The organism is Amycolatopsis sp. NPDC102389 (genome assembly GCF_044765885.1).
Classification (GTDB): domain Bacteria; phylum Actinomycetota; class Actinomycetes; order Mycobacteriales; family Pseudonocardiaceae; genus Amycolatopsis.
Genome location: NZ_JBIWKX010000023.1, coordinates 61,174 through 78,355 on the forward strand (window position 1 = coordinate 61,174; position 17,182 = coordinate 78,355).

The 17,182-nt window shown below is 69.5% G+C and carries 16 protein-coding genes; 12 read left to right on the forward strand and 4 right to left on the reverse strand.

Annotated features, from left to right (window positions below):
- Nucleotides 1–99: 99 nt before the first annotated feature.
- Entirely contained in the window at nt 100–537 is a 438-nt protein-coding gene (locus ACIRGA_RS20725) for a PPOX class F420-dependent oxidoreductase (protein ID WP_400943151.1), read from the reverse strand.
- 99 nt (nt 538–636) lie between these two features.
- A complete protein-coding gene (locus ACIRGA_RS20730) occupies nt 637–1,035 on the reverse strand; it encodes a hypothetical protein (RefSeq protein ID WP_400943153.1) in 399 nt (132 codons plus the stop codon).
- A gap of 151 nt (nt 1,036–1,186) precedes the next feature.
- On the opposite strand from ACIRGA_RS20730, the gene ACIRGA_RS20735 reads away from it, so the two are divergent.
- The 5 genes from ACIRGA_RS20735 to ACIRGA_RS20755 all read left to right on the forward strand — a co-directional run bounded on the left by ACIRGA_RS20735 (nt 1,187) and on the right by ACIRGA_RS20755 (nt 8,999).
- A complete protein-coding gene (locus ACIRGA_RS20735; protein ID WP_400943155.1) occupies nt 1,187–1,816 on the forward strand; it encodes a peptidase inhibitor family I36 protein in 630 nt (209 codons plus the stop codon).
- Nucleotides 1,817–1,896: 80 nt separating this feature from the next.
- Complete coding sequence (locus ACIRGA_RS20740; protein WP_400943238.1) at nt 1,897–3,348, forward strand: hypothetical protein; 1,452 nt, start codon at nt 1,897–1,899, stop codon at nt 3,346–3,348.
- A 47-nt stretch (nt 3,349–3,395) separates the two neighbouring features.
- On the forward strand, nt 3,396–4,136 hold the full coding sequence (locus tag ACIRGA_RS20745; RefSeq protein ID WP_400943240.1) for a hypothetical protein: 741 nt from the start codon (nt 3,396–3,398) through the stop codon (nt 4,134–4,136).
- 179 nt (nt 4,137–4,315) lie between these two features.
- Nucleotides 4,316–8,791, forward strand: coding sequence for a hypothetical protein (locus ACIRGA_RS20750; protein WP_400943156.1), 4,476 nt, complete (start codon nt 4,316–4,318; stop codon nt 8,789–8,791).
- 76 nt (nt 8,792–8,867) lie between these two features.
- The gene (locus ACIRGA_RS20755; RefSeq protein WP_400943158.1) at nt 8,868–8,999 is read left to right on the forward strand and encodes a hypothetical protein; all 132 of its coding nucleotides are present in this window, start codon (nt 8,868–8,870) and stop codon (nt 8,997–8,999) included.
- A 166-nt stretch (nt 9,000–9,165) separates the two neighbouring features.
- Here ACIRGA_RS20755 and ACIRGA_RS20760 read toward each other — a convergent pair whose 3' ends face one another.
- Nucleotides 9,166–10,113, reverse strand: coding sequence for an AraC family transcriptional regulator (locus tag ACIRGA_RS20760; RefSeq protein ID WP_400943159.1), 948 nt, complete (start codon nt 10,111–10,113; stop codon nt 9,166–9,168).
- Nucleotides 10,114–10,200: 87 nt separating this feature from the next.
- Here ACIRGA_RS20760 and ACIRGA_RS20765 point away from each other — a divergent pair, with 87 nt between their 5' ends.
- From ACIRGA_RS20765 to ACIRGA_RS20795, 7 genes are all read left to right on the forward strand, one after another.
- Entirely contained in the window at nt 10,201–10,632 is a 432-nt protein-coding gene (locus ACIRGA_RS20765) for a nitroreductase family deazaflavin-dependent oxidoreductase (protein ID WP_400943161.1), read from the forward strand.
- A 33-nt stretch (nt 10,633–10,665) separates the two neighbouring features.
- On the forward strand, nt 10,666–11,853 hold the full coding sequence (locus tag ACIRGA_RS20770) for a winged helix DNA-binding domain-containing protein (RefSeq protein WP_400943163.1): 1,188 nt from the start codon (nt 10,666–10,668) through the stop codon (nt 11,851–11,853).
- 178 nt (nt 11,854–12,031) lie between these two features.
- Nucleotides 12,032–13,036 (forward strand): type I glyceraldehyde-3-phosphate dehydrogenase, encoded by a 1,005-nt coding sequence (gene gap / locus ACIRGA_RS20775; RefSeq protein WP_038515534.1) that lies wholly within the window; start codon nt 12,032–12,034, stop codon nt 13,034–13,036.
- 9 nt (nt 13,037–13,045) lie between these two features.
- On the forward strand, nt 13,046–14,254 hold the full coding sequence (locus ACIRGA_RS20780; protein ID WP_400943242.1) for a phosphoglycerate kinase: 1,209 nt from the start codon (nt 13,046–13,048) through the stop codon (nt 14,252–14,254).
- Entirely contained in the window at nt 14,254–15,039 is a 786-nt protein-coding gene (gene tpiA, locus ACIRGA_RS20785) for a triose-phosphate isomerase (RefSeq protein WP_400943166.1), read from the forward strand. The genes ACIRGA_RS20780 and tpiA overlap by 1 nt, the downstream gene beginning before the upstream one ends.
- A 139-nt stretch (nt 15,040–15,178) precedes the next feature.
- Complete coding sequence (gene secG, locus ACIRGA_RS20790) at nt 15,179–15,409, forward strand: preprotein translocase subunit SecG (protein WP_016333144.1); 231 nt, start codon at nt 15,179–15,181, stop codon at nt 15,407–15,409.
- 66 nt (nt 15,410–15,475) lie between these two features.
- Nucleotides 15,476–15,817 (forward strand): RNA polymerase-binding protein RbpA, encoded by a 342-nt coding sequence (locus ACIRGA_RS20795; protein ID WP_034311760.1) that lies wholly within the window; start codon nt 15,476–15,478, stop codon nt 15,815–15,817.
- 7 nt (nt 15,818–15,824) lie between these two features.
- Here the strand turns inward: ACIRGA_RS20795 and ACIRGA_RS20800 are convergent, their stop codons facing one another.
- Nucleotides 15,825–17,027, reverse strand: coding sequence for a sensor histidine kinase (locus ACIRGA_RS20800; protein WP_400943168.1), 1,203 nt, complete (start codon nt 17,025–17,027; stop codon nt 15,825–15,827).
- Between the last annotated feature and the right edge of the window lie 155 nt (nt 17,028–17,182).

Below are 17,182 nucleotides of genomic sequence, written 5' to 3' on the forward strand. Positions count from 1 at the left end.
GGAGTGTCACGCCCCTGAAACGCATTTAGTCCTCTGGATGCGGTACTTGCGTGTGCAAGGACCGCATCCAGAGGACTAAATGCGTTTCAGGGGGAAGAGTCAGCCGGCGATGTCCGCCCGCGCGATCACCTTAACGATTTTGGCTCGTACCAAGGACTCCTCCGGCACGGCGTTGCGTTTGCCGTAGGCCTCGGCCTTGTTCTCGCCCATGTACCGGCCACCGAGCCTGGTCGCCCATTCGAGCATCTCGTCGTAGTCGTTGTGCAGCACGGCTTCGGCGGTGAACTGCACATACGAGTACGGCGGCTTCTGGTCGTCGACGGCCAGGGAAAGCCGTGGGTCGCGCCGCAGTGCCTTGCCCTTGAGCGTGTCCGTGCCGGTGGTGAAGATCAGCTCGTCGCCGTCGGGGCCCTCGTTCAGCAGGAACCACACCGGCGTCACGATCGCCGCCCCATTGGCGCGGACCAGGCCGAGCATTCCCGTCCGCGTGCCCTCGCTCGCGAAGGCCCACCATTCGTCCCGGTTCATTTCACGCATGATCCCGACGCTACCGGGGCGCCCCGCGGTGAGCAGCCCCGGTCACCCGGGGGTGGTGCTGCCCGGACCCCCGGTCGCCGGGCAGCACCCCCGCCCCGGTTACCGGCAGGCGAGCCGGGTGATCTTGACGACCTCGTCGTCGTGGATGCGGTGCCAGGTGCCCGACGCGTACGCCGCGCCGCCGTCGTAGTCCTCGCCGCCCCACCGGTTGACGATCGTGCGCAGATGCGCGGTGCAGCCGACCGGGATCCGCACGCCGTCGATGTCCCGGTTCGGTCCCGTGCGCCCGCCGGCGCTGAGCGGCAGGGGATCGGTGAAGTTCCGGCCGTCGAAGTTTCCGGCCACCGTGACGACGCGCGGCGTGTCGTTGAAGACTCCGCCGCACCAGTGCACGACCGGGGTGCAGTTGCCCTCTTCCGACGCCGAAGCCGGCGTGCAGGCCACGCCCGAGATGAGCAAGGCGGCGGCCGCGGCCACCGGAACGAGTGAACGTTTCATGGTGAATTCCTCCCTGATCGGTTGTCCGACACGTCCACGACAGCAGCTTCGCGCGGCGCTGACCAGGGAAAACGTTGTCGCGGGATGTCGCGGTTCGTCCCGCGACACCGTGACCGGGTGCGACACAATGGCGATGGGGAGGGGGTGGACCATGTCCACTGCGAAGGACTTCGGCGCGCAACTGCGAGAGGTGCGCGGAAGACTCACTCAGGAATGCGTCGCCAAACGATCCTTGCTCGGCCAGGACGCGCTGACCCGGCAGCGGGTGTCCAACATCGAGAACGGCTTGCTGCCGACCGCCGGGCAGTTGCGCTGTTATCTGCACGGTTGCGGGAAGCCCGAATTGTTCGAGCGCTTCGACCGGATCCGGGGCGAGGTGAAGACGAGTTCGCCCGCCAAGCCGTGGCGAAGACGCGTGATCCGGGTGGGTTCGACGGTGGCGGCCGGGCTCGCCGCCGCTTCCGTCGTGCTCGTGCTGTCCTCGGATCATTCCGGCTCGGCTCCGGCGGCCACGGTCGTCCCGGAGTGCGTGGAAGGTTTCCTCTGCTTCTGGCCCGAACCCGGTTACGGCGGGGCCAAGGTGCAACTACCGCCCGATTGGGCAGGTGACGGACGTCAGTGCGTCGCCTTGCCGTTCCCGGCGAGGTCGATGGTGAACCGCAGCGCGGAGCGGCACTGGGGCTACGCCGGACGTGACTGCTCGGGCGGAGACCGGACGATCCTGCAGCACCGAGGCGGCGCCGAACCCTCGATCCTGATCCAGTCCTACGTCCACACCTGAGCTCCACCCCGGTCACCCGTGCGGGGTGTCGGGGGCGGCGACTAGCCTGGCCTGCTGTGCGAGACGACGAGCTGACCGGGATGGGGCTGGCCGACGAGGGGCTGACCCGCCGCCTCAAGGCGCTGGCCTGCACAGCGCCCTTGCACGACCTCGACGCGCGCAAGTCGAAGCTGGACTGGGCGGACGCCACGATCTACCAGATGGCCGAGATCGCCCTGCACACGATCGACCAGGTCACCGTGTCGATGGACTTCGACACCGGCGCCGACCACGACCAGGTGATCGCGCGGCTGCTGCCGTTCGTCGCGCTCCAGGCACCCGGCCGGACGCCGGACGAGCACGCCAAGGTCGCCCGGTGGGTGCTCGACAATCTGATCAACGTCGGCACCACCGATCGCGGGTTCCGCCGCGTCTACGGTTCCATCGGCCCCGGCGGCGGCTACCAGCGCCGCCAGTTCGACTTCAAGCTGCTCGTCGAGCTGGCCGCGCCCGACGGCGAGGTCTACCTGCGCGCCACCGACGAGGCGATCAACGTGCTCGTCGGCGCGCTGGACACCGACGTCGAGTCCGCGCAGATCGCGGCCGAAGTCAAACTGGAGAATCTGATCAACCGCGGCCGCCTCGCCGACGCGAAACTCGCCGCCGAACAGGCCCGCTACCGGACCGTCCAGTACGGCGAGACGTTGCGCGCCAAACTCGACGCCACCCGCCGTGACGTGCGCGCGGTCGACTGGGAGCGCGAGGTCCCGGATCTGCTGGATCAGGCGCTGTCCCATATCGAGTCCCGGTTCCGCGCCGAAAACGCGATCCTCAAGAACATCACCGCGTCGAGGGACGAGACCGAGGACCTCGACCGCAAACGCCGCGCCGCCGAACTCGTCGACATCGTCGGCGACTGCATCCGCCGCCACACCCGGCTCCAATCCCGGCTGGCCGACGCCGGCGCGGTGTTCCGCGCCGAACAAGACCGCCAGCAGTTCTCCGGGCCGCCGCAGCGCGCCACGATCGACCTGTTCGGCCAGCTCCTGATGCCGACGCTGGGCCTGCCGATCGCCCAAGCCGTCGCACCCGCCGAGTCGTTCTTCCACGCCGGCGCCGGGATCTCCCCGCCGACCGTGCCGTCGCTGTCCTCGCTGGTGTCGCTGCTGCTGCGGCCGGCCCCGGAACGCGACCAGCTCGTCGGTGAGATCCCCGAGCCCGAATTGATGCCCGCCGACGTCACCGACAAGTTCGGCGACGAGCAGTGGCGCCTGGCCGACGACCTGCTCGACCTGCCGGAGGTGCCGCGACGGCTGTCCGGGCTGCTCGAAGAGGCTCGCCGGATCGACCCCGGGCTGCCGGCCCTGGTCGCCCTGCGGGCGGTGCACGCCTACAGTCCCGAGGTCGGCGCGGCGCTCCGGCTGGGGGAGCGTCAGGTGCTGCTGGCCGTCGACGACGGCACGCTGCTCGAAGACCCCGAGTTCGGCGGAGCGGATCTGCTGCTTTCGTCGGCCCAGGTGGATCGCCAAGAAGAAGAGGAGGAGGTCGCGTGACGACAACCGGGGACGTCGAATCCGCGGCCAGGCTGGTCTCGTTCGGCATGCGCCCGAAGCAGCTGCCGTCGCGGGACGTCGTGTACGGCGACCTCGTCCGGCGCTACGGCGAGGACAGGGCGTTCAAACAGCTCACGCACGCGGTCGCGGCCGGGCTCGGGCTGATGGTGCTGGAGGTCAACCTCCAGGCCGGTGCCGTGCTGGCGGCGACCGACGAGTCCGTCTTCGAGATCAAGATGGACAGCTACGCGCGGCAGAGCAAGATCCGCGAACGCCGTGAGACCGAGAAGGTCCTGCACGGGCTCGTCCACCTGGCCACCGCCGCGCTCGGGTACCCCCGTCCGGACGATCTCGCCAACGACACCTACATCGGCCGCGTCAGTGTCGAGCAGGTGGACGCGATGGTGCGCGAGGCCTGCCGGATCCTCGACGAGCGCGCGGCCCAGGCCGAGGCGAACAACGACCCGCTGGCCGACGCGCCCGAACTCGAACAGGCCTGGCGGGCCTACGCCCGGCGTCCGGCGGCCGCCGCGACCAAGGACGGCAGGCTGTCGTCGGACACCACCCGCGGCATGGTCGCGCGGGCACTGCGTTTCCTGTCCGATCAAGGCTTTCTCGTCCAGGTCAGCGGAGAACAGGGCGGGACCTACCGGACGACACCGCGCTACCAGGTGCAGGTGCGCGAACTCGCCGCCGACGCGGCCTTCGACGATCTGCTCGAGCTGAACGTGGTGTCAGTGGCCAACGGCGGCGGGACGTTGCGCGCGGCCGCGTCGGACACGCTCTAGACCGGCTGGTGAGCGGAGCAGTGGTGATGAGCGGAAATCAGCCCATGCGAACCCGCCCGGGCAGGAGCCCCCGCTATCGCGGCGGCAGGGCGCCGGGAGGCACAACGTGGGCGGCATCGGGAACCAGCGCCCTGGCGACGCGATCGCGGACGCGGGTTCTCGGATAGGGGAGGGACGAGATGTACGAGCTTTCGCGGGTTCGCCTGCACTCGGTGGGTCCGGCGGGCGCGCGGTACCAGGACGTCGTGCTGGACTTCAGCGGCGTCGGCGCGGCCATCACCGCCCCCAAACAGGACGCGCTGTTCAGCGCCGGGATCCACCTGGCAGGCGAGGGGCCGCCGCGGCGCCCGTCGCCGGCGAGCGTGCTGTTCCTGGAGAACGGTGGCGGTAAGTCCGTCCTGATCAAGCTGATCTTCTCGGTCATGCTGCCCGGCCGCCGGCAGGTCGTCGGCACGACGAACACCAAGGTGCTCGAGAAATTCGTCGCCGCCAAGGACGTCTCGCACGTCGTGCTGGAGTGGCTGCAGGTCGAGACCGGCCACCGGGTGATCACCGGCAAGGTGTCGGAATGGCGCGGGCACGTGGTGTCGGCGGATTCGGAGAACCTCGTCGATTCCTGGTACTGCTTCCGGCCGACGCCCTCGCTCGATCTGGACTCGCTGCCCCTGACGTCGGACGGCAGGCTGCTGACGATGTCCGGCTTCCACGACCAGCTCGACAAGGTGCACGGCGGCGAGCCGGAACTCGAGCTGTTCTGGACCCGGCGTCACCACGAATGGACGTCCCGGCTCGACGGCCTCGGCCTCGACACCGAGCTTTTCCGGTACCAGCGCGCGATGAACGCCGGCGAGGGCGAGGCGGCGGACGCTTTCGCCTTCAGCACCGACGAGGCGTTCGTCGAATTCCTGCTGCGCGCGGTGCTTTCGGAGGAGGAGCCGAAGGATCTCGCCGAGGTCGTCGCGACCTACGCGCACAACCTCGCCCAGCGCGGGGACCTGTTGTCGGAGCGGGATTTCGTCGCGGGCGCGCTCGATCTGCTCACGCCGCTGGCGGAGGAGGAAGGCGTCGCCGCCGCGTCACGGAAGCTCGCCGACGCGGCCCGCGCCGAGATGAGGACGCTGGCCGGTCAGGTCGCCGCTCGCGACAAGCTGGAGAACGAGCGGCTGAGCGGGCTCGAACAGCATGTCGACGAAGTGAAGTCCGCGGAGAAACTGGCCGAGGGAGACCACCGCCGTCTCACCGCCGGGGTCACCGAACTCCGCCGCCTGGTGGGGAAACTGCGGCTCGACGAGGCGCAGGAGAGCAAGAAGCGGATCGACGGCGAACTGGCCGAGGCCAAGACCGCCGCCGAGGCCTGGCGTGAATGCGCCACCGTGCTCAACCATCTCAACGCCGCCCGCAAGGCCCGCGATTTCCGGGAGCTGGTGGGGAATCGCGAGCAGAAGGCGCAGCCCGCGCTGCAGGCGCGCAACGCCGCCGCCGTCGCGCTCGCGAGGGGCCTGCTGGGGCTGGCCAGGAACGCCACCGAGCAGGCGGCGAAGGCCGAAGCCCATGTCGGCGCCCTGCGAGCCGAGGCGGAGAAGGCCCAGGCGGAACGCGACGAGTCGGCGAACCTCGCGGCCTCGCGCCGGGCGGAGGCCCGCGGGCTGGGTGCGCGGATCGCCGAAATCCGTGAGGAGATCGCGGAAACCGTCCGGTCCGGCGCGCTCAAGGCCGGGGCCGACGTCGCCGAAGCGGCGCGTGCGGCCAGGACCGAGGCCGAGACGATCGCCGCGGAGCTCGTCCGCCGTGAACAGGAACTCGAACGCGTCGCCGAGGACCTGCGGTCCGCGCAGGCCACCGTCAACGACGCGCACCGGCTCGCGGGGTCCACAAAGGACAGGCTGGAACGTGCGGCCGACGAACTCGACCGGGCCAACCGGCGCACCGACGCGCTCGCCGTCGAACCCCGGCTGAGCGAACTCCTCGGCGCGGACGACGTCGCGCTGGAGACGGACCTTCCGGTGTTGCTGGAGCGTCTTCGCGAGGCGGGTTCAGCCGCGGAGAAGGAACAGACCGCGTTGCGGATGGAGGAGTCCGTCGACGAGCGCGCGCTGAACGCGCTCGGTTCGGGTGGCCTCCTGCCCGCCACCGAAGAGGTCCAGGCCGCGCTGGACGCGCTGGAAGCCGCCGGGATGAACGCGTGGTCCGGCTGGCGCTATCTGTCCACTTTGGACAAGAAGCGGCGGGCGGCCGTGCTGGCCCGTGCTCCCCAGCTGGTCTCGGGGATCCTGCTCAACGAACCGGAACAGGTCCGGCTCGCCGAGAAGGTCTTGGCGGAGCGGCGTCTGCTGCCCACCACGATCATCCCGGTCGCCACGACCGAGGCCACCACGACCGATCGCCTGCCGGACGAGGCCGGGATCGAATTCCTCGTGCCGCCCAACCCGGCGATGTACGACGAGGAAGCCGCCGACGCCGAGCGCGAGGCCATCGCGCTCCGGCATGCCGAACGCCAGCGCCGGCTGGAGGCGCTGGCGACGTCGCTGGCCGACGACAGCGCACTGTCGTGGAAGCTCAAGACCTGGCGCGAGGATTACCCGCCCGGCAGTATCGCGACGCTCGCCGAGCAGCTCCAGAACGCGCGCACCGCGCACGAGACCGCGCGGACCGCGTTGGAGCAGGCCGAAAAGGAGTTCCAGCGGCTCGGCGAGAAGGCGGCTGGGCTGCGGGAACGGATCCCCGAGCTGCGCACGGATTCGGCCGAGGCGGGGGAGCGCGCTCGCGGGCTGGAGGCGCTCGCCACGCGTGCCGCGAAGATTCCCGAGTGGACGGACGACGTCGAACGCGCGACCGAAAGTGCCGAACGGGCCGAGGCGACGGCGTCCGAAGCCGCGGTGAAGGCTTCCCGGTTGCGCGAGCAGGCGGGTGAGGAACAGCGCACGGCCGACGGGCACCGGCGCACGGCGACCACCGCGAAGGCGGAACTGGCCGAGGTGCCGGGATCGAGCGACGTCACCGAAGACGATCCCGTGCCCGCCGAACCGGTGGACGCGTTGCGGCGTACCTTCGCGTCGGCTTCCGAGGCGTACGCGAAGGTGGAGGTCGGCAGCGATCTGCGGGCCGAGCTCGAACAAGCCGAAAGCGTCGAGGCGTCCGCGCGGGCGGCCGTCGAGGCACTGGACGACGCCGTCCGCGAGCGGGCCTCGGCGCTGCTGGAGACGCCGGACGGTTCCGACGCTTCGGCGCGGGCCGCGGCGCAGGCGCGGGCGAACCGGGCGGTCGCGGTGCTGGAAGAGGAACGCACCGAGATCGTCGGACTCGTCGCGACCCGCAAGGCGGAACTGAGCCAGCTCCCGGAGCAGCCCTCGGCACTCGCCCTCGATGCGAGGCCGAAGGACATCGAGCACGGCCTGGAGCTGATCGACGAAGCCGGTCTCGAAGTGTCCGCCGCCGCGCGAAAGTGGGAGGAACTGCAGGAGCGCCGTGCCGCGGCCGAAGCGACGCTGGAGTCGGCGAAGACGTCCGCGTCCGGCTTCGGCTTGCTGGCCGAATCCATGGCGCACCTCTTGTCCAAATCGGACACAGCGGATGAAGAGGCGGCCTTCGACGGCGACGTCGAATCCGCGCGCGCCAAGCACTCCCGGCTCAACGGCTCGCTCACCGACGCGCAGGACGCCGCCGACGCGGGCGACCGCCGGGTGCGGGCCGCGGCCGACCAGCTGGCGCAGTACGCCACGGACAAGCGGTTCGAGAAGCTCAGCACGCCGGTGCGGCAGCAGGTGATCTCGGTCCGCCGCGACCAGCTGCCCGCCCACGCCGCGGAATGGGCGGAGGCGCTGCGGCCCCGGTTGCGCACGCTCACCGACGATCTCGCGCAGATCGACCGGCACCGCGGCGGCATCATCACCCGCCTGCAGGGCATGGTCGACGGCGCGCTGCGCACTCTCCGTGCGGCGCAACGGGTTTCGCGACTGCCCGACGGTCTCGGCGACTGGTCGGGTCAGGAGTTCCTGCGCATCCGCTTCACCGAACTCGAAGAGAACGTGCTCGCCGAGAAGCTCGGCGAGGTCGTCGACGAGGCGGCGGTGGGGAAGACCTCCGACGGCCGGGACGTCAAACGGGACGGGCTCTCACTCGTGCTGCGCGGCGTGCAGGCCGCCGCTCCCAAGGGTTTCCGGGTCGACATGCTGAAGCCGGACTCGGTGCTGCGGACCGAACGGCAGCGTGTCTCCGAGATCCGGGACGTGTTCTCCGGCGGGCAGCAGCTGACCGCGGCGATCATCCTGTACTGCACCCTGGCGGCGCTGCGGGCGAACAACCGCGGCAAGGCCCGCAACCGGCATTCCGGCGTGCTGTTCCTCGACAACCCGATCGGCCGCGCGTCGGCGGGCTACCTGCTGGAACTGCAGCGCGCGGTGGCGGAGGCGCTCGGTGTCCAGCTGATCTACACCACCGGCCTGTTCGACGCCGGCGCGCTCAGCGAGTTCCCGCTGATCGTGCGGCTGCGCAACGACGCGGACCTGCGGGCTGGGCGCAAGTACCTGTCCGTCGACGCCACGATCCGGAACGCGACCGACGAACTCGGCGAGCCGGACGGTGTCGCGCGGCTTTCGGCGACGCGGCTGTTCACGCGGCCGTCAGACGAGCCGGAGCCGGAGGAGGAGACTGCGTGAGGTGGCACCGGGTGGCACGATCTTCGGAACCGGTCCGGCGAGATCATGACGCGGTCGAGCACGGTGGACCTTCACCGTGACCCGTGATCAGTTCGCCACCGGCTCGGCGAACGCTTCGCTGATCGACCTGGACAGGTTCCGCGCGGACTTCAATGACGCTTTCGCCGGGGAAGCGGCCGATCGACCATGTCCAGCTGCCCGGATCTGATGTCGATCAGCACGCGGACGCGGCGCACGGATCTTCTCGACGTCGTTCCGGTCACCCGACCGGTTCCGGTAGCTGGTGAGGGGAACTTCGGGGACTCTGGGTCCCTCAAGGGGTCCTTCACGGCACAACAGACCGGACTTGACCACCGTAAGTACCGTCGACAGCCTCACACGACGGGCGCGGCCGGCCTGCGGCTTTCCCGGGTCGAGGTCCGATACTGCCCGGGTGCCTGGTCGCGAGCGCGCCGAAACGCCCGGCTGAACGCGTACACCGACGTGTAGCCGACCGAGCGGGCGATGGTGTCCACCGTGTCGTCGGTGTCGCGCAGCCGGACCGCGGCCAGGTCCATCCGCCACTGGGTCAGGTAGTCGCCGGGTGTCCGGCCGGTGGTTTCGCGGAAGCGGCGGGTCAGCGTGCTGCGTGAGGTCGCCAGATCCGCCGCGAGCAGGTCGGTGGTCCAGGGTTTCGCCGGGGCTTCGTGGATCTTGGCCAGTGCCACGCTGATCAGCGGATCGCCGAGGACGCCGAGCCAGGTTCCCCGTGTCTCGGCCGGTTTCTCGGTCCGCCAAGCGCGGAGCAACTGGACCAGAAGGATGTCGACGAGCCGGTTGAGGACGAACTCGGTCGCGATCTGCGGGCTCGCCAGTTCCCGCGACAGCAGCCGCACGGTGTCGTCCAGCCCGCCGCCGACGTGGTTCGCGCGGATGTGCACCAGTTCCGGCAGGGTGGCCAGCACCTGGGTGGACACCGCGGGGTCGTAGTCGTAGGACGCGCCGAGGACATGGGTCTCGACGTCGCCGTCGCCGAGGCGCAGCACGCCACCGCAATCCCGTGCCTTCTCCGCCGCCGTGCACAGGTTGGGAATGATCGCGACGTCCGGGGCGCTGCGCAGAGTGTGCTCCGGCCCGTTCGGCAACAGGACGACGTCGCCGGGCATGAGCTGCCGCGGCGGCTGCCCGGCCAGTTCCAGCCAGACCGTCCCGCAGGTGACCGCGTAGAAGGCGGCCCGGGTGATGCCGTGCCAGAGGATGCCCCACGGTCCGGACGCCTCGATCCGCGCTCCGGCGGTGCCCCGGACGCCGCCCACGGCGAGCGCTTCGGCCAAAAGGTCCATGACAGCGATGGTAATGCGACAGATGGATATGTTCATGCTCATCTTGAGCATCGATGCGGTCACTCAGCGCGCCATACGATCGAGGCCATGACAGACACTTTCGACTTCGACGGGATCAACCGCAAAGTGATCGCCGAGTTCCGCGAGACCGGCGGCAAGGCGGGCGGCATGTTCGAGGGCTTCCCTCTGGTCCTGGTCCACCACACCGGGGCGAAGTCCGGCACCGAGCGGATCGCGCCGCTCGTCCCGCTTCTCGAGGACGACCGGATCTACATCTTCGCGAGCAAGGGCGGCGCCGACGACAATCCGGCGTGGTTCCACAACCTGGTGGCCAACCCGGACACGAAGGTCGAGCTCGGTACCGAGACCTTCCCGGTCCGCGCGCGGGTCCTCACCGGCTCCGAGCGCGACGAGGTCTACGCCCGGCAGTCGGCCGTCATGCCGCAGTTCGCCGAGTACCAGAGCAAGACCAGCCGGGTCATCCCGGTGTTCGAGCTGGAGCGGGTCCAGGAAGGCTGAGAAGTTGTCGGGGGCCGGTGATAGAACCGATCCGTGACCCCCAAGATCGACACCGCGCAGCGCCGTGCCCGCCTGGCGACACGGCATCGCCTCGCCACGCCCGCCGAGTCGGTGCTCGCCGCCGCGGACGCGGTCGTCGCGCTGCACGCCACAGACCCGGCGTCGGTGCACCTGTCGGCGTGGGCGCGCGTGAAGGGCGACGGCGTCGCCGAGCTGGAGAGCGCGCTCTACGAGGAGCGCACCCTGATCCGGCTGCTCGGCATGCGCCGCACGGTCTTCGTCCTCGGGCACGAGAACGCGGCGCTCGTGCAGGCCGCGTGCTCCGCCGACATCGCCAAGAAGCAGCGCCGCCTGCTCGAGCAGCACCTCGGCACCCAGGGGCACCCGGAGAACGTGCCCGAGCCGGCGCGCTGGCTGGCGGAGGTCGAGGACGCGACCGAGAGCGCGCTGAAGGCCAGGGGCTCGGCGACCGCGCAACAGCTGTCCGAGGACGAGCCGCGCCTGAAGCAGCAACTCTTGATGGCGAAGGGAAAGCCGTACGAGGCGATCGCCAACGTCACCAGCCGGGTCCTGTTCCAGCTCGCGGTCGACGGCCGCATCGTGCGCGGCCGCCCGCGTGGCAGCTGGATCAGCAGCCAGTACTACTGGGCCCCGATGGAGGGCTGGCTGCCGCAGGGCCTTGCCGGCTGGGACGCCGACGCCGCAAGGGCCGAGCTCGCCCGAAGGTGGCTTTACGCCTATGGGCCCGCCCCGATCGCGGACCTCCGTTGGTGGACGGGCTGGACCGTCGGCCAGACGAAGAAGGCGCTCGCGGAGGTTCAGCCGGTCGAGGTCGATCTCGACGGCGTTCCCGGCGTGGTGCTCGCCGACGATCTGGAGCCGGTCGCGGAGCCCGAGCCCTGGGTCGCGCTGCTCCCGTCCCTCGACCCGACGGCGATGGGGTGGATCGAGCGCGACTGGTACCTCGGTCCGCACAAGGCGCCGCTGTTCGACGGCACCGGCAACATCGGGCCCACCGTCTGGGCCGACGGCCGCATCGTCGGCGGCTGGGCGCAGCGCCCGGACGGCGAGGTCGTCCACCATCTCTTGGAGGACGTCGGCGCGGACGTCGAACGGGCCGTCGAGGCGGAAGCGAACCACCTGGCCGAGTGGTTCGGAGAGGTGCGAGTCACGCCACGGATGCGCACGCCGCTGGAGCGACGGCTAGCACAGCGAAGCTGAGAGTTTTCCCAAGACGTCCTGGTAGCGATGCACTTAATCGATTCTTGACCTGACCCACCGAGTGGTGGAAGTCTCGTCAGGGCAAAGAGGGCCGCCCGAGCACGCACGCTAGGGTTGCGCCCGAGTAAAGGACGTCTTACCGGGGCGATCCCGGACGAGTCTCAAGGGAGTGGCAGCAGTGACGGTTCGCGTAGGTGTCAACGGCTTCGGCCGCATCGGCCGCAACTTCTTCCGGGCCGTGCAGGCCGCCGGTCACGACATCGAGGTGGTCGCGTTCAACGACCTCGGCGACGTCGCCACCATGGCCCACCTGCTGAAGTACGACTCCATCCTCGGCCGCTTCCCGGGCGAGGTCAGCGTCAGCGACGAGGGCATCGTCGTCGACGGCAAGACGATCAAGGCCCTCGCCGAGCGCGACCCGGCCAACCTGCCCTGGGGCGACCTGGGCGTGGACGTCGTCGTCGAGTCGACCGGTTTCTTCACCAACGGCGACGCCGCCAAGGCGCACATCGCCGGTGGCGCCAAGAAGGTCATCATCTCCGCGCCCGCCAAGGGTGAGGACCTGACCGTGGTGCTCGGTGTCAACGACGACAAGTACGACGGTTCGCAGACCATCATCTCGAACGCGTCCTGCACCACCAACTGCCTCGGCCCGCTGGCCAAGGTCCTCAACGACGCCTTCGGCATCGAGCAGGGCCTCATGACCACGATCCACGCGTACACGCAGGACCAGAACCTGCAGGACGCGCCGCACAAGGACCTGCGCCGCGCCCGCGCCGCCGCGCTGAGCATGGTCCCGACCTCGACCGGTGCCGCCAAGGCCATCGGCCTGGTCCTGCCGGAGCTCAACGGCAAGCTCGACGGCTACGCGGTCCGCGTCCCGGTCCCGACCGGCTCGGCCACCGACCTCACCGTCACGCTCACCAAGAGCGCGACCCTTGAGGAGATCAACGCCGCGTACAAGGCCGCCGCCGAGGGCCCCCTGGCCGGCATCCTGCGCTACAGCGACGACCCGATCGTTTCGGCCGACATCGTCACCGACCCGGCGTCCTGCATCTACGACGCGCCGCTGACCAAGGTCATCGGCAACCAGGTCAAGGTCGTCGGCTGGTACGACAACGAGTGGGGCTACTCGAACCGCCTCGCCGACCTCGTCAAGCTCGTCGGCACCAAGCTTTCCTGAGCCATGGCACTGAAGAACCTCGAAGACCTGCTGGGCGAGGACGTATCAGGCCGGTTCGTACTCGTACGGTCCGACCTGAACGTCCCGCTCGACGGGGAGACCATCACCGACGACGGCCGCGTCCGCGCGGCCCTGCCGACCCTCAAGCGGCTCGCCGAGGCGGGCGCGAAGGTGGTCGTCACGGCGCACCTCGGCCGTCCCAAGGGCGAGCCGGACCCGAAGTTCTCGCTCGCGCCCGTCGCCGCGAAGCTCACCGAGCTGCTCGGTGTCGACGTCCCGCTGGCGGGTGACCTGGTCGGCGAGTCCGCCAAGGCCACCGTCGCCGCGCTGACCGACGGCCAGGTGGCCCTGCTGGAGAACGTGCGTTTCGACGCGCGGGAGACCAGCAAGGTCGAGGCCGAGCGTAAGGAGCTGGCCGCCGAGCTGGCCGCGCTCGTCCCGGGCGGCGCGTTCGTGTCCGACGGTTTCGGTGTCGTGCACCGCAAGCAGGCTTCGGTCTACGAGATCGCTCGCGCGCTTCCTGCGTATGCGGGCGGTCTGGTTCTGGCCGAGGTCGACGTCCTCAAGAAGCTCACCGAGGACCTCGCGCGCCCGTACGTCGTCGTTCTCGGCGGCGCGAAGGTGTCGGACAAGCTGGGTGTCATCGCCAACCTGCTGACCAAGGTCGACAGGCTGCTCATCGGCGGCGGCATGGCGTACACCTTCCTCAAGGCCCAGGGCCACGAGGTCGGAAACTCGCTGCTCCAGGAGGACCAGCTGGACCAGGTCCGCGGCTTCCTCGCCGAGGCGGAGAAGCGCGGCGTCGAGCTGATCCTGCCGGTGGACGTCCTCGCCGCCACGGGCTTCGCCGCGGACGCGGAGTTCGACGTCGTCGACGTGAAGGCCATCCCGGCCGACCGCATGGGCCTCGACATCGGCCCGAAGTCGCGTGAGCTGTTCGCGGGCAAGCTGGCCGACGCGGCGACCGTGTTCTGGAACGGCCCGATGGGCGTGTTCGAGTTCGAGTCCTTCGCCGGTGGCACCCGTGCGGTGGCCGAAGCGCTGGTCAAGAGCGACGCCTTCACCGTGGTCGGCGGTGGCGACTCCGCCGCCGCAGTGCGGCAGCTCGGCCTCCCCGAGGACGGCTTCTCGCATATCTCGACCGGCGGCGGCGCGTCGCTGGAGTACCTGGAGGGCAAGGAACTGCCCGGAGTCGCTGTGCTGGGAGAGAACGACTAGTGGCGCGCAAACCGCTCATCGCCGGCAACTGGAAGATGAACCAGAACCACCTCGAAGCCATCGCGCTGGTTCAGAAGATCGCCTTCGCCCTGCCGGAGAAGTACTACGCGAAGGTCGACGTCGCGGTCCTGCCGCCGTTCACCGACATCCGCAGCGTCCAGACGCTGACCGACGGCGACAAGCTGTCGCTCACCTACGGCGCTCAGGACCTGTCGGCGCACGACTCCGGTGCCTACACCGGTGAGGTGTCGGGCCCGATGCTGGCGAAGCTGGGCTGCAGCTTCGTCACCGTCGGGCACTCGGAGCGGCGTGAGTACCACGGCGAGTCCGACGAACTGGTGAACAAGAAGGTCAAGGCCGCGCTCAAGCACGGCATCTCGCCGATCCTGTGCGTGGGGGAGAAGCTCGAGGTCCGCGAGGCCGGCGAGCACATCGCCCACACCACGGCCCAGCTGGTCGAGGGCCTCAAGGGGCTCAAGGCCGAGCAGGTCAAGGACGTCGTCGTCGCCTACGAGCCCGTCTGGGCCATCGGGACCGGCAAGGTCGCGACCCCGGCGGACGCCGAGGAGGTGTGCGGAGCCATCCGCGCCACCCTCGCCGAGAAGTACGGTGCCGAGGTCGCGTCCTCGGTCCGCGTGCTCTACGGGGGCTCGGCCAAGGCCAACAACATCAGTGACCTCGTCGCCTGCGAGAACATCGATGGTGCGCTCGTCGGTGGTGCCAGCCTGGATGGTGACGAGTTCACCAAACTCTGCGCACTCGCCGCGGGCGGGCCCCTGCCCTGATCGGGGCACCTACCGGGTAACCTGGGTATCCGGTCCGTCACACAGCAGTGGACGAGTCCAGGAGTACGGTGTGTCCTGGTGGCCATGAGCCGCCTGTGCACACCGTTTTCCTGCATTCTCCAAGAGCGCAGAGGATGACATGAAGCTGTTCCTGCAAATCCTGTTGATCGCCTCCAGCGTGCTGCTGGTGGTCGCCGTGCTGCTGCACCGCGGCCGTGGTGGCGGTCTGTCTTCGCTGTTCGGTGGCGGTATGCAGTCGAGCCTGTCGGGCTCGAGCGTGGCCGAGAAGAACCTCGACCGGATCACGCTGCTGCTGGGCGCGGTGTGGCTGATCAGCATCATCGGCCTCGGGCTCCTGCTCAAGGTCTGATCGATCCAGGTGTTTCGGCGTGCCTATGGGGGGGCGCGCCGCCGATCCCTATAGGTGTGAGGATTCATGGTTGGCGGTAACGCGATTCGGGGCACCCGTGTGGGTGCCGGTCCTTCGGGCGAATCGGAGCGGGGTGAGTCGGCGCCGCGGCGCCGTATTTCCTACTGGTGCGCCAACGGGCACGAGGCACAGCCTTCGTTCTCGATGGACGCGGAGATTCCCGACGAGTGGGACTGCCCGCGCTGCGGGCTCCCCGGTGGGCAGGACGAGAAGAACCCTCCTGCCGCGCCGCGGACCGAGCCTTACAAGACTCACCTCGCGTACGTGAAGGAACGGCGTTCCGACGCCGACGGCGAGGCCATTCTCGCCGAGGCGCTGGAGCGGTTGCGCCAGCGCCGGGAGATCTAGACTTCGTTCACCGGTCGAGCGGGTATCGGGCACGCACCCGGAACCCGCCGTCCTCGGTGTCGGCGGTCTCGAAGCTCCCACCCAGCAGTCGAGCGCGTTCGGCCAGCCCGGTCAGCCCATGCCCTCCCGAGGGAAGGGCCGAACCGGGGGTCCGAGCGCGCTCGTTGCGTATTTCGACCTTGAGCGAACCGTGCTCGCCCTGGATCCGGATGGTCGCGGTGGCGCCCGGTGCGTGCTTGTGCACGTTGGTGAGGCATTCCTGCACGGTCCGATAGGCCGCCGCCGAAACCTGGCTGGGCAGCAGGTCGGGGATCCGCTCGACGGTGAGGTGCACCGGGACGTCCGAGCCGCGGATCAGCCGGTCGAGTTCGTTGATCCCCGGCCGCGGCCCGTCGTCTTCGGAACCCGAGCGGAGCACGCTGACGAGTGAGCGCAGTTCTTCGAGCGTCTTGGTGCTCAGCTTCCGGATGACCTGCGCGGTTTCGAGCGACCGGGCATCGGTGGTCTGCGCCTGCAACGCGCCGGCCTGCATCGCGATCAGCGTGATCTGGTGCGAGACGACGTCGTGCATCTCCCGCGCGAGGCGGGCGCGCTCTTCCGCGCGGACGGCGTCGGCGTGGAAGCGGCGCTCACGATCGCGGCTGGCGGCCAGTTCGGAGAGCTTCTGCGAGATCTCGGTCCGCGCTCCGATGAGCAGGCCGATGGCCACCGGCATCCCGGCGACGATGACGCCGTAGATCCCGTCCAGGACGTGTTCACGCCAGCTGAGCTCGACGAAGTCGGCCAGCGGCCACTGGACGAACCGGCAGGTGAAGACGAGCGCGAACCCGGTCCAGGTCTGCCAGTGCATCTGTTTGCGGGTGGCGAGGAAGCCGAGCGCGATCATCGCGGCCAGCTGCGACCAGCCCGCCAGGAACCCGGGGACGGTGACGATCACCGCGAGGAACGGCAGCTTGCGCCGGAAGGCGAGGCCGAGGCACGCGGCGCCGGACAGGTAGATGGAGTAGGGCTGAGCCTTCTCGGGGATCACCAGCCACACGTCGAGTGCGGCCAGGAAGATCGCGAGTGTGTCGATGCCCAGCGCGACCAGCGCCGGACGTTTGATCTTGGCGAACGACATGACCCCGGCGGCACGGCGCATCCGGTCGGCGGCGTCCGCTCCGGAGCCGCCCACCGAGATACCTGGCATCGAGAGACCCTCTGTGCTCATCGCTGGCGACCTCACTCGTCTTGTGGACTTGAATGGTGAGACGTGTTCTTCGCCCGATCGGGACGCGCAGGAACGAACAAATGTGCGGATGCTAACGGGTGGATGTTCAAGGGCGGTAAGTTTCCCCCAGTCGGGCTAGCGACTGTCCGGTCACT